We start from the raw sequence: 16,150 nt of genomic DNA on the forward strand, positions 1-16,150 counted from the left end.
GCGGCACGGCCCGCCGTGCGGCCGCAGGTCCGCCTCGGCCACGGCGAACGGCCGTCCGGCATGCCGTCGGCACCCGCGGGAGGCCGGGCGGGCGCCGCGCCCACGGACGGCGGCGAGGAGGATCACCGGCCGGGCGGCGGTCCCGAGCTGCCGGAGCTGGCGTGCCAGAGCCGCCGCTGGGGCGCGGACGGCTGGCCGAGGAACCGCCCCTCGCGTACGGCCGGCGGGGCTCCGTTGTCGGAGTAGGGCGACACCCGGAAGCCGTTGCCGTACTCGATGGGCCGTCCGCCCACCCCTGCGCCGGGCACGGGCACCTCGCTGATCAGGGCGCGTACGGCGTCGAGCCCCTGGGTGCGCCACACCCGGTCGAGGTCGGCGAGGTTCCAGCAGTGGACGGCGCGCAGCGAGACCGCCCGGCCCCCGGTGCGGCGCACCACCCCCCTGGCCATGAGCAGCCACGACCCGAACACGGTCGCGGCCGTGTGCGCCTGCACCGACTCGAAGAACGTCAGGTCGATCGGGCCGGTGGAGTCGTCCAGAGTGGTGAAGATGACCCGCTGCCCCGACCGCACGGCGGGCGTCTGAGTGGCGACCTTCACCCCCGCGACCAGGATCTCCGCGCCGTTGCGCTGCCGGAGCAGATCCCTGGCCCGCGTCACGCCGATCGCGTCGAGCAGGTCGCGGTAGAAGTCCATGACGTGGTGGCTCACGTCCATGCCGAGGATCTCCAGCTCGGCCTCGACGGCCTCGGCCTCGGTCATCTCCGGCAGTTCTCCGGGCATGACGTGTTCGGTGAATCCCATCGGGAGCTGCCCCTCCGCGCCCGCGGGAGAGCCACGGTCGAGCGCGCCGACCTGGGCGATCAGGTCGCGCCTGGTCAGCCGTCCCGGCCGCCAGCGCGGCTCCCCCGGCCGCAGGCCGTGCAGCGCGTCGAACCCGCCGACCTCCACGATCCGCTCGGCGACCGGCCGTGAGGGCCGGGCCCGCTCCCAGAAGTCGGCCAGCGAGGTGTAGGGACGGCCCGCGACCATGCGGTCCACCTCGGCCCCGCTCACCCCCCGGACGGCCGAGAACGGCACCCGCAGGCCGTATCCGCGGCCGAACTCCCCGGGATCGCCCTCCGCCGGGTCCGTACGCTCGACCAGCCAGGTCTTCCCCGACCGGTTGACGTCGAGAGGCAGGACGTCCACCCCGCACTGGCGGGCCTCGTCGAGGATGACCCGGCTCGGGTACATGCCGGGGTCGTGGGTGAGCACGCCCGCGAGGAACGCGGCCGTGTGGTGCCGTTTCAGCCAGGCCGACTGGTAGGTGGGCAGCGCGAAGGCCGCCGCGTGCGCCTTGCAGAACCCGAACCCGCCGAACGCGTCGAGCACCTTCCACGCCCGCTCGACGACGTCGTGGGCGTAGCCGTTCTCCCTCGCGAGCGGCACGAACCAGGCGCGTACGGCCTCGCGGCCCTCCGGCGTCCCGAGCGCGCGGCGGGCCCGGTCGGCCTCCGACAGCCCCGACCCGGTCATGACGTCGATGACCTTCATGACCTGCTCGTGGAAGACGACCACCCCGTTGGTCTCCCTGAGCGCGTCGCGCAGCGACTCGTGCGGGTAGCGCGCCTCGCGGAAGCCGTGCCGGGTCTCCAGGTAGGGGGTGACCATGTCGGAGTTGACCGGTCCCGGGCGGAACAGCGAGATGTCCACGATCAGGTCGTGCATCGTGCGCGGCTCCAGCTTCGCGACCAGTTCGCGCTGCCCCGGCGACTCGATCTGGAAGCAGCCGATCGTGCGGCTGCGGCGGATCATGTCGTAGGTCTCCCGGTCGTCGCGCGGGACGGCGTCCAGGTCGATCTTCCGGTTCTCGACCCGTTCGACCTCCTGGAGGGCGTAGGCGAGCGCCGACTGCATGCGCACGCCGAGCACGTCGAGCTTGAGCAGGCCCGCCTCCTCGACGTCGTCCTTGTCGAACTGCGACATCGGGAACTCCAGCAGGCTGCGCTCGACCGGCGTGCGGTCGCGCAGCGTGGAGTTGCCGATCAGCACGCCGCAGGGATGCAGCGCGATGTGCCGGGGCAGCCCGTCGAGCCGCTCGGCCAGGCGGAACACGGTCTCCAGCGACCGGTCGTTCAGCCCGCTGTCGCGCAGCTCCGGCAGGTCGGACAGCGCGGCCCTGATCTGCCTGGCCCGCACCTGCGGGAACGCCTTGGCGATGACGTCGATCTCGTGCGGCGGCAGGCCCATCGCGGCGCCGACGTCCCTGATCGCGCTGCGGGCGCGGTAGGTCTCCATCATCGACACGCAGGCCACCCGGTCCTCGCCGTACCGGTCGAGGATCGCGCGGTAGCAGTCGAGGCGGCGGGCCGACTCCACGTCGATGTCGATGTCGGGCAGGCCCTTGCGGCCCTCCGACAGGAAGCGCTCCATCAGCAGGCCGTGTTCGAGCGGGTTCACCTCGCCGATGCCGATCAGGTAGTTGACCAGGCTGCCCGCCCCCGAGCCGCGGATCGCGCACCGCACGCCCATCGCCCGGATCATGTCCGTGATGCCGGCGACGGACGTGAAGTAGCCCGACAGCCGCTTCTTCTCGATGACGTGGAGTTCGGCGGCGAGCCGGTCGCGGGCCTCGGCCGAGCGCTCCAGGCCCCGCCGGGCCAGCCCCTCCTCGCAGCGGCGCCGCAGCAGGGGCACCGGATCCTCGCCGACCTCCGGCAGGTGGAGCCGGGGCCGTTCGGGGTCGAGCAGGGGTGCGATCTCGACGGGGTCGAGCACGCACCGGCCGGCCACGCGGCGCGTCTCGGCCAGCAGCCGCTCGGCCCGGCCGGTGTCGCCGCCGCAGATCCGCGCGGCCACCCGCGCCATCTCGGCGCCGTCCTTCAGGTACGCGTGGGCCGTGGGGTCGTCGAGGTGCCGCCCGTCGAGGGGCACCAGCTTGCGCGCCGCGTCGAGCACGTTGCCCACCTGGTGGTCGGCGGCGTCCAGGTAGCGGACCGCGTTGGTCAGCACGACCGGCACACCCATCGAGTCGGCCAGCCCGATCATGCGGGCGGCGGTGTTCGCGTCGCGATAGCCGTACAGGTCGGACACCTCCACGACCAGGTCGGGGACCACCGCGCGCCAGGCGGCCAGCAGGGCCCTGGCCTGGTCGTCGCGCCGCTCGGTCACCGCGCGGCCGACGCCGGAGCGGGGCCCGAGCAGCACGGTCAGCCGCGGCCCGCCGTCCGGGCCGGTCGCGTGCTCGGCCACCATCCCCGGCGTGACGTACGGCGCGCCGCGCTCCCCCGCCTGGTGGGCGGCCGTGACCAGGCGGCACAGCGAGGCCCAGCCGTCCGAGCGCGCGAGCACGACGACCCGCGCCGGCTCGGCCGCCGTCCCCCGGCCGTGCCCGTGTCCGCTGTGGCGGCCCCGCGGCGCGCGGCCGGACCGCAGGCCGCCGCCGAACAGGTCGTCCGGTGTGGAAGAACCCGGCCCGGAAGAACCCGGCGCGGAAGAACCCGGCGTGGCAGAGGCGCCGTCGAGGGCGAGATCGACCCCGACGATCGGGCGGACGCCCTGCTCGTGGCAGGCGATGACGTGCTTGACCGCGCCGTAGAGGCCGTCGCGGTCGGTCAGCGCCAGCGTGTCCATGCCGTGCTCGGCGGCCCGCCGGACGAGGGCGGCCGGGAACGCGGTGCCGTACCGCAGCGAGAAGGCGGACGCCACGTGCAGGTGGGCGAAGGCGTGCGTCATAGGCGCACCCCCGTCCGTCCCCCGGCCCGTCCGGCGTTCCGTCCTCCAGCGGCCCGTCCCCCGGTCGTCGTGGGTGGCTGGAGCGTTCCCATCAGTCCCAGGCCCTCAGCAGGAGCCAGCCGCCGCTGGCGGTGTCGAAGCGCAGTTCATAGGTCCCGACCTCCTTGCCGGCCGCGGCTCCCACTCGCCAGAAGCGCCGCTCGCCGGGATCGGCGTCCGAGGTCTTCCACCATTCCCTGGCGACCACCCAGTGGTCCTGGATCTCGCGGACGGTGTAGAGCCGGTCACGCCAGACGAACTGAGCAGGGTGTCCGTCCCGGACCCACACCTCGATCGGATCGCCGTAAAGTCTGCTCAAGACTCCTTCTCCCTGTGGCTTCGTGGCCACCCGGGGGAAGACGGGCGGATGATTCGGGCAGAATCGCCGCTACTTCGAACATACGTTCCCAGGACGGTGAACGCAAGTCGGCACGGCCCGTTCCCGGGTGCGAAATCCCAGGAAGCGCGCCCGCCCGCGGATCACTCGCCGAGCCAGATCCCGCCGCCCCGGTAGGGCGGCTCCTCTCGTTCGGTGTCGTCCACCACCGCCGCCCAGACGCGCGCCGTCCCCGGCTCGCCGGCGACGGCCGCCACCCGGGTGTGCCCGAGCGGACCCGCCGGAAACGTCCTGTACGTCCACTTTCCGCCAGACAGGTGGCCAATCGACGTGTTCCACTCGTTCTTCGCGTAGAACAGCCAGAACCCGCCCTTGCCGTCCGCCTCCAGCCGCAGCTGGGGATCGAGCTCGGGCTCGGACGGCAGGCTGTAGCTCCACCGTCCGTTCTCCCGCCGCAGGAACAGCGTGCTGCCGCAGTAGGTCACGTCCTCCTCCTCGGTGCCGCAGACCCACGCGACCCAGCCGACGGCCGCCACCCTGCCCGACCCGTCCACCGCGACGTCCACGAGCTCGGAGAGCTGGCCGCGGTGCAGCGCGGGGACCGCGGGGAGCGGGACCGTGCTCCAGGACCAGCCGTTCCAGCGGGCGACGGCGGCCCGGCCACGGGTTGAACCGGCAACCCAGACCTCGCCGCCGGGCAGGCCGTCCAGGCCCTTGGCCACCAGCGGCGGCCGGGCCGTTCGCCAGGCCGCGCCGTCCCAGTGCCGCAGCTCCGCCCGGGACTCCCAGGCGCCCTCGGCTCCCCCTGCTCCGTCCAGGAAGTTCGCGTTCAGGATCGCCCAGACGTCGCCGGAGGCCGCCGCGTGCACCCGCTGCGGCTCCGCACCCGGACCGGGCGCCGCGGTCCACCTCCGGCCGTTCCAGCGCGCGGCGGCGTTCTCGCCGAACAGCCACACGTCGCGGTCGGAGGAGGCGGCCACGGCGCGCGGCTCGGTCAGCGGCGGGGCCGGAACCTCGCGCCACCGCCCGCCGTCCCCGCGCAGCACCAGCGGCGCCTTCGTCTCGGGCCCGCACGGCTCCGGCACGCGCGCGCCGGCCGCCCACACGGTCCCCTCGCGGGTCACGGCCAGGCCCCGGACGCGGTCACGGTAGTCGTAGTGGGCGACGCGCCATGCGCCCGCCCGCCCGCCCTCCTCGTCCGGCTCCGGCGTGGGCGAGCCGGTCATGCAGGAGGGCGACGGCCGCTCCCGCGCGGCGGCCGTGGCGTTCGCGGCGTCGGTCTCGTTCCAGGTCTCGAGATCGCGGGGGGTGGTCGACGCGCACGCCACCGGCAGAGCCATCGCGGCCAGCGCCGCCGTCACACCCAGAATCCGCGTCCGCATATGCATAGGACGCGGCGGCCCCGCGTCCGGTTCTGCCGGAACAGGAGGCACCTGTCCGGCGCGCGGGACAGCGGAGTGCCGACGGCATCGGCGTCGCCGGCGCGGGCGCCGGGACCGAGCACGGCCCGCCCGCGCCGTGCCGCGCGTGCGGCGGGCGGGCCGGGACCGGCCCCGTGACTCAGCCCGCGTGTTCCGCGTAGGCCGCCAGGAGCTGGGCCTCCGCGATGTCGAAGTACGCGAGCAGCTCCCGCTCGGCCCGCTCGTGGTCGCCGTCGCTCAGCAGCGTGGCGATGCGCGCGTTGTCCCCCAGGTAGGGCTCGTGGAAGGTCCTGAGCTCGCCCATCACGTGGAAGGCCAGCCGCAGCTCGGCGAGCAGGCGCGCCATGGTCTCGTCCACCCGGGGACTGGCGAGCAGCGCGGTGATCGCGCGGTGGAACCGCATGTTGGCGGTGCCGACGGCCGCCCAGTCGCCGTTCTCCGCGGCCGCCCGCCCCTCCTCGACATGGCGCCCCACCTCCTCCACGGCCTCCCGCGGGGCCGTGACGACCGCCCGTACGCCCGCCGTCTCCAGGATGCGGCGCATCGCGTAGATGTCCGCCACGTCGGCCGCGGCGAGCTTGCGGACGAAGACTCCGCGGTGCAGCTCGTGCACCAGCAGGTTCTCGTGCGACAGCAGCCGGAACGCCTCTCTGAGCGTATTGCGGGAGACGCCGAGCAGGTTGCCGATCGTCTCCTCCGACAGGCGGGTGCCCGGCGGCAGGGAGCCGTCGATGACGTTCTCCCGCAGGACGTCGGCGACCAGCTCCGCGGCGCTGGCCCGATCGAGCACCGGCCGAGCCGCGCTCAACCGTGCCGCCCAGTCCGCCATAGCCGTCATCGCCGCAACCCCTTCTCGACCGCCGGATCACTCCCAGCTTAGGTCGTGGCACGTCGGCAGGATCCCGTGATCACGATCGGATTTCACATGATCACAGGGAGTTGTAGCTCAGAAGTAACCCACAAGAGGCTTGATGAATCGTTGAACAATCCTCTAATTTCCAGGGGAGGTGAGCAAAGGAGTCCCGCATGAACCCACCCCCCGGCACCCAGACGGCCTCGTCCCCGGGCATCACGAGCGGAGGGCGGCGCTCGGCGCTGCTCGGCGCGATGTTCCTCATGGCCACGAGCGCCATCGGCCCCGGCTTCATCACTCAGACGACGACGTTCACGGCGCGGCTCGGGGCGGCGTTCGCGTTCGTGATCGTCGCTTCGATCCTCGTCGACATCGCCGTCCAGCTGAACGTCTGGCGGGTGATCGGCGTCTCCGGGATGCGCGCCCAGACGCTGGGCAACCGGGTGCTGCCCGGCTCGGGATATGTCCTGGCCGTCCTCGTGGCCTTCGGCGGCCTGGTGTTCAACGTCGGCAACGTCGGCGGCGCGGCACTCGGGCTGAACGCCCTCGCGGGGATCGACGTCAAGATCGGCGGCACGGTGTCCGCCCTGATCGCCGTCGCCATCTTCCTCAGCAGACGGGCCGGGGTGGCCGTCGACCGGATCGTCGTCGTCCTCGGTGTCGTGATGGTGGCGCTGACGCTGTACGTGGCGATCGTCTCCCACCCGCCGGTGGGCGAGGCCCTGCGGCAGACGGTCCTGCCGGACACGGTCGACTTCCTCGCCGTCACGACGCTGATCGGCGGCACGGTCGGGGGCTACATCACCTACGCGGGCGCGCACCGGCTGATCGACGCGGGCGTGACCGGACCGCGGAACGCCGGGCAGATCTCCCGCGGCTCGATCACCGGCATCCTCGTCACCGGAGTCATGCGGGTGATCCTCTTCCTCGCCTCGCTCGGCGTGGTGGCCGGAGGGTTCCGGCTCGCCGCGGACTCCGCGAACCCGGCCGCCGACATCTTCGCGAGCGCGGCGGGCGAGCTGGGCCTGAGGCTGTTCGGAGTGGTCCTGTGGGCCGCCGCCATCACCTCGGTCATCGGCGCCTCGTACACGTCGGTGTCGTTCCTCGCCAGCTTCTCGCCCCGGACGGACCGCTACCGCTCGTGGATCACGGTGGCCTTCATCGTGGTCTCGACCGCGGTCTTCCTCCTCCTCGGCAAGGCTCCGGCCAACCTCCTGATCCTGGCCGGAGCGCTCAACGGCCTCATCCTGCCCGTCGGCCTGGCGGTGATCCTCTGGGTCGCCGCCCGCCGCCGTGATCTCATGGGCGGGTACCGCTACCCGGTCTGGCTGCTCGGCATCGGTGTGCTCGCCTGGGCGCTGACCATCTACCTCGGCTGGAACTCCCTCAGCGGGATCAGCGCGCTCTGGAGCTGACGTGTCCTATCCGACCATGTGCGTCGACCTCAACTCCGACCTGGGCGAGGGCTTCGGCCGGTGGACGCTCGGCGACGACGACGCGTTGCTGTCGATCGTCACCAGCGCCAACGTCGCCTGCGGGTTCCACGCGGGAGACCCGGCGATCATGCGGCGCACCTGCGAGACCGCGGCCGCGCGCGGCGTGGTGATCGGCGCCCAGGTCGGCTACCGCGACCTGGCGGGCTTCGGGCGGCGCTTCGTCGACGTGCCGCCCGTCGAACTCGCCGACGACGTCATCTACCAGATCGGGGCGCTGGACGCCTTCGCGCGGGTGGCGGGCACCAGGGTCAGCTACGTCAAGCCGCACGGCGCGCTCTACAACGCGATCGTGCACCACGAGGCGCAGGCCGCCGCGGTCGTCGCGGCCGTGCGGGCCTACGACCCCGGCCTGCCCGTGCTCGGCCTCCCCGGCTCGGCCTGGCTGCGCCAGGCCGCCGGGGCCGGCCTCACCACGGTCGCGGAATGCTTCGCCGACCGCGCCTACACCCGCGAGGGCAGGCTGGTGCCGCGCGGCGTGCCCGGCGCCGTCCTGCACGACCCCGCTCTGGTCGCCGAGCGCAGCGTGCGCATGGCGAGGGGCGAACCGGTCGAGGCCCTCGACGGGACGCCGCTCACCGTCACGGCCGACTCGATCTGCGTGCACGGCGACAGCCCCGGCGCCGTCGCCATGGCGATCGAGGTCCGTGACGCGCTCAAGGAGAACGGCATCGGCCTGGCCCCGTTCGCCGCGGAGCCGGCGCCGTTCACCAGGGGGGCGATGTGAACGCGCGGCTGCACCGTTGCGGCGAGCACGCGGTGCTGGTGGAGCTCGGCCGTCTCGAGGAGGTGGTCGCCCTCTACGACGCCCTCGCGGCGGACACCCCGCCCGGAATCGTCGACCTCGTCCCCGCGGCGCGTACGCTGCTCGTCCGGTTCGAGCCGCCGGCACGCCACGCCGAGGTGGTGTCCGCCGTCCTGGCCGTACGACCGGCCGGGGGCCGCCGCGTGACGACCGAGGAGGTGGTGATCCCGGTGCTGTACGACGGCGACGACCTCGCCGACGTGGCCCGGCTGACCGGGCTCACCGAACGCGAGGTGGTGACTGCGCACACCGGGACGGTCTGGACGGTCGCCTTCTGCGGGTTCGCCCCCGGCTTCGGCTATCTGATCGGCGGCGACCCCCGGCTGGCCGTGCCCCGGCGGACGGAGTCGCGCCTACGCGTGCCGACCGGCGCCGTGGCGCTCGCCGGGGAGTTCAGCGGGGTCTACCCGCGCGAGTCGCCAGGAGGCTGGCAGCTCATCGGGCGCACCGAGACCGTGGTGTGGGACATCGCGGCCGACCCGCCCGCCCTGCTGCGCCCGGGGGTCCGGGTGCGGTTCGCGGAGGCGCTGCCGTGAGCGGGGCGACGTGAGCGGGGCGACGTGAGCGGGGCGACGGCGGACGAACCTCGGCGGGCGCTGGTGGTGCTCGCCCCCGGTCCCCTCACCACGGTGCAGGACCTCGGGCGGCGCCGGCACAGCCATCTCGGCGTCGGGCGTTCCGGCGCCGCCGACCGGGGCGCGCTGCGGCTGGCCAACCGCCTGCTGGCCAATCCCGAGGGCGCCGCCTGCCTGGAGGTCACCCTGGGCGGGCTGAAGGTGCGCGCCGCCGGCGACCTGCTCGTGGCGCTCACCGGCGCCCCGTGTCCCGCCACCGTCACCGACGCCCGGGGACGCGTGCGCGGCGTCGGGCACGCGTCGGTCGAGCGCCTGCCGGACGGGGCCACACTGCGGCTCGGTGTGCCGCCCCGCGGGCTGCGGACCTACCTGGCGGTCCGCGGCGGGATCGACGTCCCCGAGGTGCTGGGGTCACGGGCCACCGACCTGCTCTCCGGCCTCGGCCCGGCACGCCCGGCGGCCGGATCGGTGCTCCCGGTCGGGCCGGCGCCCGCGGCGTTTCCCGCGGCCGATCTCGCCCCGGTGCCCGGGCCGGAGTCCGGCGTCCTCATGCTGGACGTGATTCCGGGACCACGCCACGACTGGTTCACCCCCGGAGCCCTGGCGGCCCTGTGCGCCGAGCCGTACGAGGTCACCCCGCACAGCGACCGGGTCGGCATGCGGCTGCGCGGGCCGCACCTCGAACGCGCGCGCGACGGGGAGCTGCCGAGCGAGGGCATGGTCCTCGGCGCGCTGCAGGTGCCGCCGTCGGGGCAGCCGACGCTCTTCCTCGCGGATCACCCCGTGACCGGCGGATATCCCGTCATCGCGGTGGTGCGCGACCACCACGTCGACCGGGCGGCGCAGGCCCGCCCCGGGCAGCACGTCCGTTTCCGGCTGGCAGACGGCCATCGGTTCCACTGACCGAGGAAGCCCTGATGGAACTCGACCCCGCGGGCCTGACCCCCGCGGGGGTGACGCCGCAGGCCGCGGTGTGCCCCCAAGGCCGCCGGATCAGTCGCCGGCGCGGCGGACGAGGGGGTTGGCGGCGGTGGAGTTGCGGATGCTGAAGGTCACGCTGCCGGCGCGGTAGCGGTCGTCGGAGCACTCGACGGGCCTGCCCTCCTGGGTGGTGGTGACGCGGCGCTGGCGCAGCAGGGGGCTGCCCCGCCGCACGTCGAGCAGCCGGGCGTCCTCGCTGCCGGCCGCCACGGCGTCGATCAGGTGCTCGCCGTACGCGAAGACGAGGCCGACCGACTCGTAGAGCTCCTGGGTCACCGACTCGCACTCGGGGTCGAGCCGCTCGACGGCGGGGGCGATCCAGCCGGCGTAGACGGTGCGCTCGACCAGCACCGGCTCGCCGTCGAGCCGCCGCAGCCGCAGCACGTCGAGCACCTCCTCCCCCGGCTCCAGCGACAGCCGTACGGCCTCGGAGGGCGAGCACGGGCGGCGCCGGGAGGACAGCACGGTGCCGCTGGCGCGGTAGCCCATCGAGCGGGCCCACTGGGCGAAGCTGTGCAGCTCGGCGAAGCTCTGGCTGCGCTCGCTGCCGAGCACGATGCGCCGCGCGCCCTGCCGGGACCCCACCAGCCCCTCGGCGGCGAGCAGGGCGACGGCCTGGCGAACGGTCCCGCGCGCCGCCGAATACCGTAAGGCCAGCTCAGCCTCGGAAGGGAGCTGAGCGCCTATCGGATAGTCCCCCCTGACGATGGCGTCCCGCAGGTCACTCGCAATCTGTTCGTAGCGCGCCATCGTGCTGAGCCCTTCCGTTCACGCGACTGACATCGATATGCGACTTACTAGCTCTGGCTTGTTTGTACAAGTTCGCCTAAGTTCGATCCACGCACCACAGTGGGAGGGACCGTTGTCCACACGTACCGCCGGCCTCGTGGCCGCGCTCACGATAACCACCTCAGTGATCGCGGCATGCGGCGCCGCCCCCACGACCGCCGGCGGCGGCTCGGGGGCGGGTGATTCCAAGGCCGCCTCCGCGACCTCCGCCCAGGACTTCGGCGGGCTGGACAAGCTGGTGGAGGCCGCCAAGAAGGAAGGGAAGCTCAACACCATCGCGCTGCCGCCGGACTGGGCCAACTACGGCGAGGTCATCAAGGCGTTCGAGGCCAAGTACGGCGTCAAGATCACCAGCGACAACCCCGACGGCTCCAGCCAGGACGAGATCAACGCGGTCAAGACCCTCAAGGGCCAGGACCGCGCCCCCGACGTGCTCGACCTCGGCAGCGCCTTCGCGCTCAGCGGCGCCCAGGAGGGCCTGTTCGCGCCCTACAAGGTGCAGAGCTGGGACAAGATCCCCGACGGCCAGAAGGAGACCGGCGGCGCCTGGTACTACGACTACGGCGGCTACATCTCCATCGGCTGCGACGCCAAGCGGGTCAAGACCTGCCCCCAGACGTTCGCCGACCTGCTCAAGCCCGAATACAAGGGCATGGTCGCGCTGAACGGCGACCCGACCAAGGCCGGCGCCGCCTTCGCCGGCGTCTACGCCGCCTCGATCGCCAACCAGGGCTCGTTCGACGACATCCAGCCCGGCATCGACTTCTTCAAGAAGCTCAAGGAGAACGGCAACTTCAACCCGGTCGAGGCGACCCCCGCCACGGTGGAGAAGGGCGAGACCCCGATCACCCTCGACTGGGACTACCTGCAGGCCAGCTACGCCAAGGAGTTCTCCTCCAAGGGCGTGGACTGGAAGATCGCCATCCCCGCCGACGGCCAGTACGCCAACTTCTACGCCCAGGCGATCAACAAGTGGGCGCCGCACCCCGCCGCCGCCCGCCTCTGGCAGGAGTTCCTCTACAGCGCCGAGGGCCAGAACCTGTGGCTGAAGGGCTACGCCCGCCCGGTGCTGCTGCCCTCCATGCAGGAGGACGGCAGCGCGGACGCCGCCATGGTCGCCCAGCTCCCCAAGGTCGAGGGCACCCCCTCCTTCCCGACTCCGGACCAGGTCAACAAGGCCAAGGAAGTCCTGGCGAGCGGGTGGGGCGCGGCGGTCTCGGGCTGAGATCGTGCGCGACAGCCGTACGCGATCGAAGAGCCGATGGGCGGCCGTGCCGCTGCTGGTCTTCGTCGTCATCGTCTTCGGCGTGCCGATGCTGGTCCTCCTCGGTGGCACGTTCACCAAGGAGGGCGCGTTCAGCACCGCCAACCTCACCGAGTCGCTCCAGGGCGCGTACCTGACCGCCCTGCTCGGGAGCGTCAAGATCTCGGCGCTGGTGGCGGTGCTGGGCGGGGTGCTCGGCACCTTCCTCGCCCAGGCCGTGGTGACCTCCAGGTTCCGTACGCTGCGCGAGGCGGTGCTGACCGCCTCCGGCGTGCTGGCCAACTTCGGCGGCGTGCCGCTGGCGTTCGCCTGGATCGCCACGCTCGGCAACTCTGGCGTCGTCACCACCACGCTCGGCCTCGGCCAGCACGGGTGGAGCCTGTACAACTTCTGGGGTCTCACCCTGGTCTACCTGTACTTCTCCATCCCCCTGCAGGTCCTCACGGTCGTGCCCGCGCTCGACGGGCTGCGCCCGCAGTGGCGGGAGGCCGCGCAGAACAACGGCGCGAGCACCTGGCAGTTCTGGCGGTACGTCGGGATTCCGGTGCTGACCCCGGCGCTGCTCGGCGGGGTCGTGCTGCTGTTCGGCGGCGCGTTCTCCGCCTACGCCACGGCGCAGGCCATGGTCGGGTCCACCGTCCCGCTGGTCACGCTGAAGATCGCCGACGCGCTCACCGGTAACGTCCTGATCGGCCACGAGAACGTCGCGCTGGCCCTCAGCCTCGACATGATCGTGGTCGCGGGCCTGGTCATGGCCGTCTACCTCCCGCTGCAGCGAAGGAGCGCCCGATGGCTTCGCTGACCCCTCAGGTGACCACGCAGGTCGCCACCGGAACGGCGCCCGCGCGCGGCGGCAGGCCGCGGCGTCCCCGGGTGTGGCGCGGGGTCGTCCTCGTGCTCGCCGCCGTCTACTTCCTCGTCCCGCTGATCGCGTCGTTCGTCTTCACGGTCGAGGTGCCGAACCAGGGCTTCTCGCTCGACGCGTACGGCCAGATCTTCTCGGCCGAGGGCTTCGGCGGCAGCCTCCTGCTGTCGCTCGGGCTCGGGGTCGCCACGATCGTGCTCGTGCTGCTGCTGACGCTGCCCGCCGCGGTAGCCGTACGGCTCGGCGCGCCGCGACTGCGCCCGGTGCTCGAGGTGGTCTGCACGCTGCCGCTGGTCGTGCCCCCGATCACGTTCGTGGCCGGGATCAGCACCGTGCTGCGGTGGGGGCCCGACTACCTGGCGACCACGCCCCTGTACCAGACGATGATCGCGGTGCAGAACCCGGACTTCCCGGTGGTGCTCGTGCTCGCCTACGTCGTGCTCGCGCTGCCGTTCGCCTACCGCTCGCTCGACGCGGGCCTGGGCGCCATCGACGTGCGCACGCTGTCGGAGGCGGCCAGGAACCTCGGGGCGTCGTGGCCCCACGTGCTGCTGCGGGTGATCATCCCCAACATGCGGTCGGCGATGGCGAGCGCGTCCTTCCTCACGCTGGCGCTGGTGCTCGGGGAGTTCACGATCGCCCGGCTGCTCAGCTTCGAGACCTTCCCCAACTGGATCTACCGGATCTCCGGCTCTCAGGCGCAGGTGTCGGTGGCCGTCTCGGTGTTCAGCCTGCTGATCACCTGGCTGCTGCTGCTCGCCCTGTCCTCCGCCGGCGCGAGACAAAGGAGTGGATCATGAACGGCGCCCGGGTCGAGTTCCGCGGCCTGCGGCGGCGGTTCGGCAGCACGGTCGCGCTGGACGGGCTCGACCTCACGGTGGAGCCCGGCGAGCTGATCGCGCTGCTCGGCCCGTCGGGGTGCGGCAAGACCACCGCACTGCGCTGCCTGGCCGGCTTCGAGCAGCCCGACGAGGGCGAGGTGCTGGTGGACGGCGCCGACATCACGCGCGTGCCGGCCAACCGGCGCGACGCGGGCATGGTCTTCCAGTCCTACAGCCTCTTCCCCAACCTCAACGCCCGGGACAACGTGAGCTTCGGCATGCGGGTGCGCAAGGCGCCCGCCGCCAAGCGGCACGCCCGCGCGCAGGAGCTGCTCGAACTGGTCGGCCTGCCCTCGGTCGGCGAACGCTACCCCCACCAGTTGTCCGGCGGCCAGCAGCAGCGCGTGGCGCTGGCCCGCGCGCTCGCTCTGGAGCCCAGGGTGCTGCTGCTGGACGAGCCGCTGTCGGCGCTGGACGCCAAGGTGCGGGTCACGCTGCGCGAGGAGATCCGCCGCCTGCAGCTCTCCCTCGGCATCACGACGATCTTCGTGACGCACGACCAGGAGGAGGCGCTGTCGATGGCCGACCGGGTCGCCGTGCTGCGCGACGGCCGACTGGAGCAGGTCGCCGACCCCGCCACCCTGTACGACCGGCCGGCGACCCCGTTCGTCGCCGAGTTCGTCGGCGCGATGAACCACCTGCCCGGCCTGGTGTCGGGCGACCGGGTCACCGTCCTCGGGCAGACGCTGCCCGTGGAGGGCCGGGCGCCGGACACGGCGCAGGTGGACGTGCTGGTGCGGCCCGAGGCCGTGCTGGTCACGCCGGTCGACGCGTCCGGCGCCGAGGGCGACGGGATCGTCATGGTGTCGTCGTTCCGCGGCTCCACCGCCCGCCTGCGGGTCCATCTCGGCGACGGCACCGAGGTGCTGGCCGACGTCCCCGGCCACGACTCGGCGCGCTTCGCGCCCGGCACCGCCGTACGGGTCGGGCTGGTCGAGCGGCCCGTGCTCGTGTCGGCCCGTTCGGAGACCGGAGCCGCGGCGGCGGTCCCCCAACCCGATGTCGTCTAGGGCGTGCCCGGCGGCGGTCCTGTTCGACATGGACGGCACGCTGGTGGACACCGAGGACCTGTGGTGGGACGCCTGCGTGGAGGTCGCGGACGGCCTGGGCTCCCCTCTCGGGGAGGCCGACCGGGAGGCGCTGTTCGGCCTGTCGGTCGAGGACGCCGCCCTGCACATCTCCGGAGGTCCGGGGGCGGGGGCCGTGGAGTCCCTGCTGACGGACGCGTTCACCCGCCGGCTGAAGAACGGGGTGACCATGCTTCCCGGCGCGGTCGCGCTGCTGGAGGCCCTGCACGCGGCCGGGATCCCGGCGGGACTGGTCAGCGCGTCCCCCCGGCCGGTCGTGGACCTGGTGCTCGAGACCGTCGGCGTGCACCGCTTCCGCCTGTCGGTGGCCGCCGGGGACAGCGCCAGGAACAAGCCCGCGCCCGATCCGTACCTGGCCGCCGCCGCGCGGCTCGGCGTCGACCCGGCCGCGTGCGTGGCGATCGAGGACAGCCCGACCGGCGTCGCCTCGGCCCGGTCCGCCGGGTGCGCCGTCATCGTGGTCGGGCCCTCGGGCGCGGGGAGCGGAACGAGCGGGACGAACACGACGAGCGGGACGAACGCGGTGACGGCGGTGCCGACACTGGAGAGCGTCGATCTGCCGCTGCTGCGGCGGCTGGTCTCCCGCGCCCCCCTTTGAGCCGACTCCGGTCACTACGCGAATCTCAGTTCCCTTTGGGTATCGTCGCAGCATGCGTGCCATGAACACCGTGAAGGCCAGCTGCGACGACCCCAAGGACGTCTACTCGGCCGCCTGCCCGTGCCGCAACATGCTCGACCTGCTGGCCAACAAGTGGAGCGCGCTGGCCCTGGGCGCCCTGGACGACGGGCCGCAGCGTTTCGGCGCGCTGCGCGCCCGGCTCCAGGGCGTCAGCCCCAAGGTGCTCACCCAGACCCTGCGCCGCCTGGAGGACCACGGCCTGATCCACCGCGACGTGTATCCCGAGGTGCCGCTGCGGGTGGAATACAGCCTCACTCCGCTCGGCCGGGACGCCAACGTCCCGCTCGCCCACCTGCGGACGTGGGTGGAGCGCAACATCGACCGCTTCCCCGGCCAGGACTAGCCTCTGACCTCGATGGTTCCC

15 protein-coding genes are annotated in these 16,150 nt (G+C 73.0%); 10 read left to right on the forward strand and 5 right to left on the reverse strand.

Features of this window, described 5'->3' with window-relative positions; genetic code table 11:
• Positions 1-122: 122 nt before the first annotated feature.
• From ACIBK1_RS38615 to ACIBK1_RS38630, 4 genes are all read right to left on the reverse strand, one after another.
• On the reverse strand, positions 123-3,716 hold the full coding sequence (locus tag ACIBK1_RS38615; RefSeq protein WP_396740570.1) for a DNA polymerase III subunit alpha: 3,594 nt from the start codon (positions 3,714-3,716) through the stop codon (positions 123-125).
• 91 nt (positions 3,717-3,807) lie between these two features.
• Positions 3,808-4,074, reverse strand: coding sequence for a DUF6504 family protein (locus tag ACIBK1_RS38620; protein ID WP_030509646.1), 267 nt, complete (start codon positions 4,072-4,074; stop codon positions 3,808-3,810).
• Between the two features lie 161 nt (positions 4,075-4,235).
• Positions 4,236-5,474 carry a hypothetical protein gene (locus tag ACIBK1_RS38625; protein ID WP_396740572.1) on the reverse strand — a complete coding sequence of 413 codons (1,239 nt, stop codon included), beginning with the start codon at positions 5,472-5,474 and terminating at the stop codon, positions 4,236-4,238.
• 178 nt (positions 5,475-5,652) lie between these two features.
• The gene (locus ACIBK1_RS38630) at positions 5,653-6,351 is read right to left on the reverse strand and encodes a GntR family transcriptional regulator (RefSeq protein WP_030509648.1); all 699 of its coding nucleotides are present in this window, start codon (positions 6,349-6,351) and stop codon (positions 5,653-5,655) included.
• A 188-nt stretch (positions 6,352-6,539) separates the two neighbouring features.
• Between ACIBK1_RS38630 and ACIBK1_RS38635 the strand changes: the two genes are divergently transcribed.
• Genes ACIBK1_RS38635 through ACIBK1_RS38650 form a run of 4 tightly spaced genes read left to right on the forward strand, consistent with a single transcriptional unit; the run spans position 6,540 to position 10,142 of the window.
• Positions 6,540-7,781 carry an NRAMP family divalent metal transporter gene (locus tag ACIBK1_RS38635; RefSeq protein WP_030509649.1) on the forward strand — a complete coding sequence of 414 codons (1,242 nt, stop codon included), beginning with the start codon at positions 6,540-6,542 and terminating at the stop codon, positions 7,779-7,781.
• Between the two features lie 16 nt (positions 7,782-7,797).
• A complete protein-coding gene (locus ACIBK1_RS38640) occupies positions 7,798-8,586 on the forward strand; it encodes a LamB/YcsF family protein (protein WP_396740613.1) in 789 nt (262 codons plus the stop codon).
• Positions 8,583-9,200, forward strand: coding sequence for an allophanate hydrolase subunit 1 (locus tag ACIBK1_RS38645; protein WP_396740574.1), 618 nt, complete (start codon positions 8,583-8,585; stop codon positions 9,198-9,200). The genes ACIBK1_RS38640 and ACIBK1_RS38645 overlap by 4 nt, the downstream gene beginning before the upstream one ends.
• A gap of 24 nt (positions 9,201-9,224) precedes the next feature.
• Positions 9,225-10,142 carry a biotin-dependent carboxyltransferase family protein gene (locus tag ACIBK1_RS38650; RefSeq protein WP_396740576.1) on the forward strand — a complete coding sequence of 306 codons (918 nt, stop codon included), beginning with the start codon at positions 9,225-9,227 and terminating at the stop codon, positions 10,140-10,142.
• Positions 10,143-10,232: 90 nt separating this feature from the next.
• Here the strand turns inward: ACIBK1_RS38650 and ACIBK1_RS38655 are convergent, their stop codons facing one another.
• Complete coding sequence (locus ACIBK1_RS38655; protein ID WP_030509653.1) at positions 10,233-10,970, reverse strand: GntR family transcriptional regulator; 738 nt, start codon at positions 10,968-10,970, stop codon at positions 10,233-10,235.
• A 112-nt stretch (positions 10,971-11,082) separates the two neighbouring features.
• On the opposite strand from ACIBK1_RS38655, the gene ACIBK1_RS38660 reads away from it, so the two are divergent.
• From ACIBK1_RS38660 to ACIBK1_RS38685, 6 genes are read left to right on the forward strand one after another with little or no spacing between them, the layout of a single operon-like run.
• Positions 11,083-12,234 carry an ABC transporter substrate-binding protein gene (locus ACIBK1_RS38660; RefSeq protein WP_396740579.1) on the forward strand — a complete coding sequence of 384 codons (1,152 nt, stop codon included), beginning with the start codon at positions 11,083-11,085 and terminating at the stop codon, positions 12,232-12,234.
• Between the two features lie 4 nt (positions 12,235-12,238).
• On the forward strand, positions 12,239-13,075 hold the full coding sequence (locus tag ACIBK1_RS38665) for an ABC transporter permease (protein WP_231513999.1): 837 nt from the start codon (positions 12,239-12,241) through the stop codon (positions 13,073-13,075).
• Positions 13,063-13,938: an ABC transporter permease gene (locus ACIBK1_RS38670; protein ID WP_083744248.1), complete on the forward strand. Its 876-nt coding sequence runs from the start codon at positions 13,063-13,065 to the stop codon at positions 13,936-13,938. The genes ACIBK1_RS38665 and ACIBK1_RS38670 overlap by 13 nt, the downstream gene beginning before the upstream one ends.
• A complete protein-coding gene (locus tag ACIBK1_RS38675; protein WP_030509657.1) occupies positions 13,935-15,029 on the forward strand; it encodes an ABC transporter ATP-binding protein in 1,095 nt (364 codons plus the stop codon). The genes ACIBK1_RS38670 and ACIBK1_RS38675 overlap by 4 nt, the downstream gene beginning before the upstream one ends.
• Positions 15,019-15,705, forward strand: coding sequence for an HAD family hydrolase (locus tag ACIBK1_RS38680; protein ID WP_396740581.1), 687 nt, complete (start codon positions 15,019-15,021; stop codon positions 15,703-15,705). Before ACIBK1_RS38675 ends, ACIBK1_RS38680 begins: the two co-directional genes overlap by 11 nt.
• A 52-nt stretch (positions 15,706-15,757) precedes the next feature.
• Positions 15,758-16,129, forward strand: a complete 372-nt coding sequence (locus ACIBK1_RS38685; RefSeq protein WP_396740583.1) for a winged helix-turn-helix transcriptional regulator — start codon at positions 15,758-15,760, stop codon at positions 16,127-16,129.
• Positions 16,130-16,150: the final 21 nt, after the last annotated feature.

This window comes from Microbispora rosea, from assembly GCF_044460045.1.
In the GTDB taxonomy this organism is placed as follows: Bacteria; Actinomycetota; Actinomycetes; order Streptosporangiales; family Streptosporangiaceae; genus Microbispora; species Microbispora rosea.